Origin of the sequence: Glycomyces dulcitolivorans, assembly GCF_003265355.1 — a bacterium.
Taxonomy (GTDB): domain Bacteria; phylum Actinomycetota; class Actinomycetes; order Mycobacteriales; family Micromonosporaceae; genus Glycomyces; species Glycomyces dulcitolivorans.
Genome location: NZ_QFRW01000176.1, coordinates 1 through 4,986, shown reverse-complemented (window position 1 = coordinate 4,986; position 4,986 = coordinate 1). Strand labels below are relative to the sequence as shown.

The window sequence follows — 4,986 nt, the reverse complement described above, 5'->3', positions numbered from 1 at the left end:
CCCGCGCGATGCGCGGGCCGCTCTCCATGTTCTCAGTCTCATACCTCTTTGGACAGTCTCCGCAGCCTCACGCTCGTGATGACCGTCAGCAGCCCCCAGATGATCGCGAAGAACCCGATCGTCACCACCAAGGCGATGGCGCCCTTCCCGGGCTTGGCGAGCAGCAGGATGCCCAAGACGACCCCGGCGAGCCCGGACAGGATGAACAGCCACCGCCCGCCCGCGTCCCCGGTGAGCCCGAACCCGTTCACGATCGACCCGATGCCGGTGACGATCGCCCAGAACGCGATCACGTACAGCAGCGCCAGCGCCGAGATCCCCGGCCAGATCAGCGCGATGAGGCCCGCGACGACCCCGAGCACGCCCATGAAGATGAGGAACCCGCGCCCGCTGTGCCTGCGCAGCCCCATCGCGATCGCGGTGATGCCGTCGACCACCGCATAGGCCCCGAACAGGATCACCAGCGCGATGAGCGTGATCCCGGGCCAGAACACCGCCAGCACGCCGAACACGATCGTGAAGACCCCGCGCACGAGCACCCAGGCCCAGTTCTTGGCGAGCAGTTCCAGCATCGCAATCACCCCGTTCCACCTGCGATAACGCCTGCACTTGCCACGCTAGACCCCGAACGCCCCGAACGCGCGAATTCCGCGCGAATGCGCGGCCGGGGGCACAGCCGCGCGAATGCGCGGCTGAAGGCACAGTCGCGCGAATGCGCGAAAGGGCCCCGGCGCAGCGCGCCGGGGCCCCTCGGTTTCCTGGTCAGATTCTGGCCGGTTCGCGGTCGGGTTCGGGTTCGACGGTGACGTGGGGGAGGGCGCGGTCGAGCCAGGCGGGCATCCACCAGGCGGCGCGGCCGAAGACCTTCATGATCGCGGGGACCAGGAGGACGCGGATGACGAAGGCGTCGATGAAGATCGCGGCGGCCATGCCGACGCCGAACTGCTGGAGCAGGCGCGATTCGCTGAAGATGAACGCGCCGAAGACGGCGATCATGATCGCGGCCGCGGCGGTGACGACGCCGCCGGTCGAGGCGAGGCCCCGGCGGACCGCGACCCGGGCGTCGCCGGTGCGGACCCATTCCTCCCTCATGCGGGACATGAGGAACACCTCGTAGTCCATCGAGAGCCCGAAGATGATCGCGAAGGACATGACGGGCACGAACGCCTCGATCGGCCCGGGTTCGGCGCCGAGAATGCCGTCCTGGAACACCCAGGTGACCAGGCCGAGGCTCGCGCCGATGGTGAGCAGGTTGAGGACCGCGGCCTTGAGGGGGATGAGGATCGAGCGGAAGACGACCATGAGCAGGAGCATCGACAGGCCGACGACGAGCACGAGCAGCAGCGGGGAGCGCTGCTCGATGATGTCGCTGAAGTCGATCGCGGCGGCGGTCGCGCCGCCGACGTACTGGTCGCCCGCGGCGTCGTCGAGGACGTCGCCGCGCAGCTGGTGCACCAGGTCCACGGTGGCCTCGTCGGCGGGCCCGCCGGTGCCCATCACGGTGGACATCCACAGGTCCTCGCCGATCGGGAACGCCGGGGACACGAACTCGACGGTGTCCAGCCCGTCGATCGCCGTGTACGCGGCCTGCGCGTCGGCCTCGGTGCCGTCGGTGACGACCAGGAGCGGGCCGTTGAAGCCCTTGCCGAAGCCGTCGGAGAGCAGGTCGTACGCCCGGCGGCTCTGGAGCTCCTCGGACTCGCTGCCGGCGTCGGCGAAGCCGAGCTGGATGCCCGTCAGCGGCGCCGAGAGCGCCACGAGGCCCACGGTGACCAGGGCGATCGCGAGCCACGCCTGCTTCTCGACCAGGCGCGACCACGCGTTCCAGCGTCGCCCGGGCACGCCCTTGGCCTTTGCCGCGTGCTTGCGGACCCGCTTCTCGATGCGCTTGCCGAACAGCCCCAGGAGCCCCGGCAGGAGCGTCACGGATGCCGCCATCGTCACCAGCACCACGAGTGCGACGGCGATCGCGACCGCTTGCAGCGAGCCGAGTCCGAGCGCGTACAGGCCGATGAGCGCGACGATGACGACGGACCCGGCGAACAGGACGGACCGGCCCGCGGTGTCGAGGGCGGTCGCGGCGGCGTCGCGGCGGGTCGCGCCGCCGAGGAGTTCGGAGCGGAAGCGCGCGAAGATCAGGAGGGCGTAGTCGACGCCGACGCCCAGGCCCACCAGGAACAGGATCGGCGTCAGGTACGTCGGCAGGGTCGTCACGTGGGAGACGATCTGCGCCAGGCAGAACGTGGTGCCGACGGCGAACACGGCGGTGATGAGCGGGAGGCTCGCGGCCAGGAACGACCCGAACATGAGCACCAGGATCACCAGGGCCGCAAGGATGCCGATGCCTTCGGCGGCCCCGCCGCCGCCCTCCTCGGCCTCGCGGATCGGGTCGCCGCCGAGCACGACGTCGAGGCCGTCCCCGGCGGCGTCCTCGGCCAGCGGCAGCAGTTCGGCGGCCTCGGCGGTGGTCCCGTCGAACGCGGCGGTCGCGTAGCCGACGGTGCCGTCCTCGCTGATCGCGCCGGGCTCGGTGAACGGGTCGGTGACGTCCCCGACGCCGGGCATCGCCCCGATCTCGGCCAGGAGCGAGGCGACGCGGTCCTGCTCGGCCGCGACGTCGTCGGCGGCGAAGACGACCTGCACGCTCACCTGGTCGGCGTCGGGCGCGCGGTCGGCGAGCAGGTCGGAGAGTTCCTGGGACTCGGTCCCGGGCATCGAGTAGTCGTCGTCGAAGGCCGAGCCGATCGCCGCGGCGGCGCCGATCGAGGCGGCGAACACGAGGACCCACGACAGGAGCGCGACAAGGGGCCGGCGCTGGGTCCAGTCGGACAGGCGGGCCATGCGCGAGCGGGCGGGGGCGAGGTCTGGTTCCATGCCGTGACCATCCCAATGAACGACCTCGCGCCGCATCGGCTCGGCGGCGGTGATCGCGCTACGCCCCCGGGATCACGGCCCGGCGGTGTCGTACGTCCCCGGTAGCATCACTGTCCGTCGGTCCACGTAGGGCGGACCAACCCGGCTTCGTATGCGGTCACCACCAGCTGCGCCCGGTCGCGCGCCGACAGCTTCGACATGATGCGGCTGACGTGCGTCTTCGCGGTGGCCGGGGACAGGAACAGCGACCCTGCGATCTCGTCGTTGCTCATGCCCGTCGCCACGAGCTTGAGGACCTCGGTCTCGCGCTCGGTCAAAGCGCCGAGCTTCGAGCTCGGCTCGGGCCGCGCGACGCGCCCGGCGAACTCGGCGATGAGCCGCCGCGTCACCTTCGGCGAGATGAGCGCCTCGCCCGCCGCGACCACCCGGATCGCGTGGATCAACTCGTCGGGGTCGGTGTCCTTGACGAGGAACCCGCTCGCGCCGGCCCGCAGGGCCCGGTACACGTAGTCGTCCTCGTCGAACGTCGTCAGGATGACCACCTTGACGCCGTCGAGCTTCGGGTCGCGCCCGATCCGCTCGGTCGCCTCCAGGCCGTCCATGCGCGGCATCCGGATGTCCATGAGCACCACGTCGGGGCGCTTGCTGCGCACCAGCTCCAGGGCGTCGACGCCGTCCCCGGCCTCGCCGACCAGCTCGAAGTCCTCCTCGTCGCCGAGGATCGACGCGAATCCGGCGCGCACCAGCCGCTGGTCGTCGACGAGCATCACCCGGATCACTTCGGCACCTCCAACGGCCACGCGGCCTCGACGACGAAGCCGCCGTCCTCGCGCGGCCCCGCGTTGAAGGTACCGCCGAGCCCCTCGGCCCGCTCGCGCATCCCCGTCAGACCGTTCCCTGGCGCTTTGGCGCCCTTGGCATCGCCGACGCCGTCGTCGACGACCGCGATCGCCAGCGTCGACGTCCCGATGACCACCTTCACCTGCACGCGGGAAGCCCGCGCGTGTCGCAGCACGTTCGTCAGCGACTCCTGCACCACCCGGTACGCCGCGGCCTCCACCGCCACGGGCAGCTCCGCGCCGCCGTCGATCCGCAGCTCCACGTCGAGCCCCGAGGCCCGCGCCGCGTCCACGAGGGACGGCAGCTGCTCCAGGTTCGGCCCGGGCCCGGTCGGGGAGTCCTCGTCGGCCTCGCGCAGCACCCCGACCATCGCGCGCAGCTCCCGCAGCGACAGCTGACTGGTCTGCGCGACGACCTCCAGGACCTCCTCGGTCCGGTACCCGGGGTCCTTGCGGAGGCGCCTGAGCGCGGCCGCGGTCTGCACGTTGATGAGCGACAGGTGGTGCCCGACCGCGTCGTGCAGGTCGCGTGCGATCCGGATGCGCTCCTCGGCGACGCTGCGCCGCCGCGTCTCCTCCAGCGCCACCAGGGTCTCGGCCCGGTAGCGCCGGTAGTGCGCGACCACGGCCCCGATCGCAGGGACCGCGACGATCCACCCGCCGAGCATGAGCGTCTCGCTCTCGGTCATGTGCGCGAAGTTCGCGATGACCTCGGAGACCACGACGATCACGAACGTCGACGCTGCGATCGCCGAGGCCGCGACCAGGTGCCCCAGTGCCGCGAGCGTGTACAGGGAGATGACGAACGCCGACAGCATCGGACCGTCGGTCGAGGACGCCGGGTAGTACACGAGCGTCGCCGCCCAGGTGATGAGCGTGACGGTCAGCGGGAACGCCGACCGGAAGAACAGCGCCACCACCGACACCGACATGACGATCCAGCCGAGGTTCTCGTTGAGGCCCTGCACGTCCGGGACCCGCAGCTCCCACTGCACGAACGACCACGAGATGACCACGACCGCATTGACGGCCCCCACGACGAGGTCCATCGGCCGGAACAGGGAACTGGGCTTCACCACCACAGCCTAAGAGGAGCGCCCGACCCCCGCCGGGCGCTCCTCGCACTACTACGACTGCGCCCAGGTCACTTCGTCAGGCCCGCGCGCCGCAGCGCCTCGGCCATCGCGCTCTCCGGCGCAGCCTGCCGCCCGCCGCCCTGGCGCGGCTGCTGGCGTCCGCCGCCCTTGCCGCCCTTCGGGTTCGGGCCGCCCTG

At 71.3% G+C, this 4,986-nt stretch carries 4 protein-coding genes; all 4 read right to left on the bottom strand.

Annotated elements, in window-relative coordinates; all coding sequences use genetic code 11:
- Positions 1–38: 38 nt before the first annotated feature.
- Positions 39–572 carry an HdeD family acid-resistance protein gene (locus DI269_RS13775; RefSeq protein WP_112136779.1) on the bottom strand — a complete coding sequence of 178 codons (534 nt, stop codon included), beginning with the start codon at positions 570–572 and terminating at the stop codon, positions 39–41.
- 190 nt (positions 573–762) lie between these two features.
- A complete protein-coding gene (locus DI269_RS13770; RefSeq protein ID WP_112136777.1) occupies positions 763–2,874 on the bottom strand; it encodes an MMPL family transporter in 2,112 nt (703 codons plus the stop codon).
- 107 nt (positions 2,875–2,981) lie between these two features.
- Complete coding sequence (locus DI269_RS13765) at positions 2,982–3,653, bottom strand: response regulator transcription factor (protein ID WP_112136775.1); 672 nt, start codon at positions 3,651–3,653, stop codon at positions 2,982–2,984.
- Positions 3,650–4,789: a sensor histidine kinase gene (locus tag DI269_RS13760; protein ID WP_157974979.1), complete on the bottom strand. Its 1,140-nt coding sequence runs from the start codon at positions 4,787–4,789 to the stop codon at positions 3,650–3,652. The genes DI269_RS13765 and DI269_RS13760 overlap by 4 nt, the downstream gene beginning before the upstream one ends.
- Positions 4,790–4,986: the final 197 nt, after the last annotated feature.

Excerpts from the sequence above, each read along its gene's own strand:
- DI269_RS13770 (WP_112136777.1), bottom strand. The coding sequence starts at position 2,874 with ATGGAACCAGACCTCGCCCCCGCCCGCTCGCGCATGGCCCGCCTGTCC.
- DI269_RS13775 (WP_112136779.1), bottom strand. The coding sequence starts at position 572 with ATGCTGGAACTGCTCGCCAAGAACTGGGCCTGGGTGCTCGTGCGCGGG.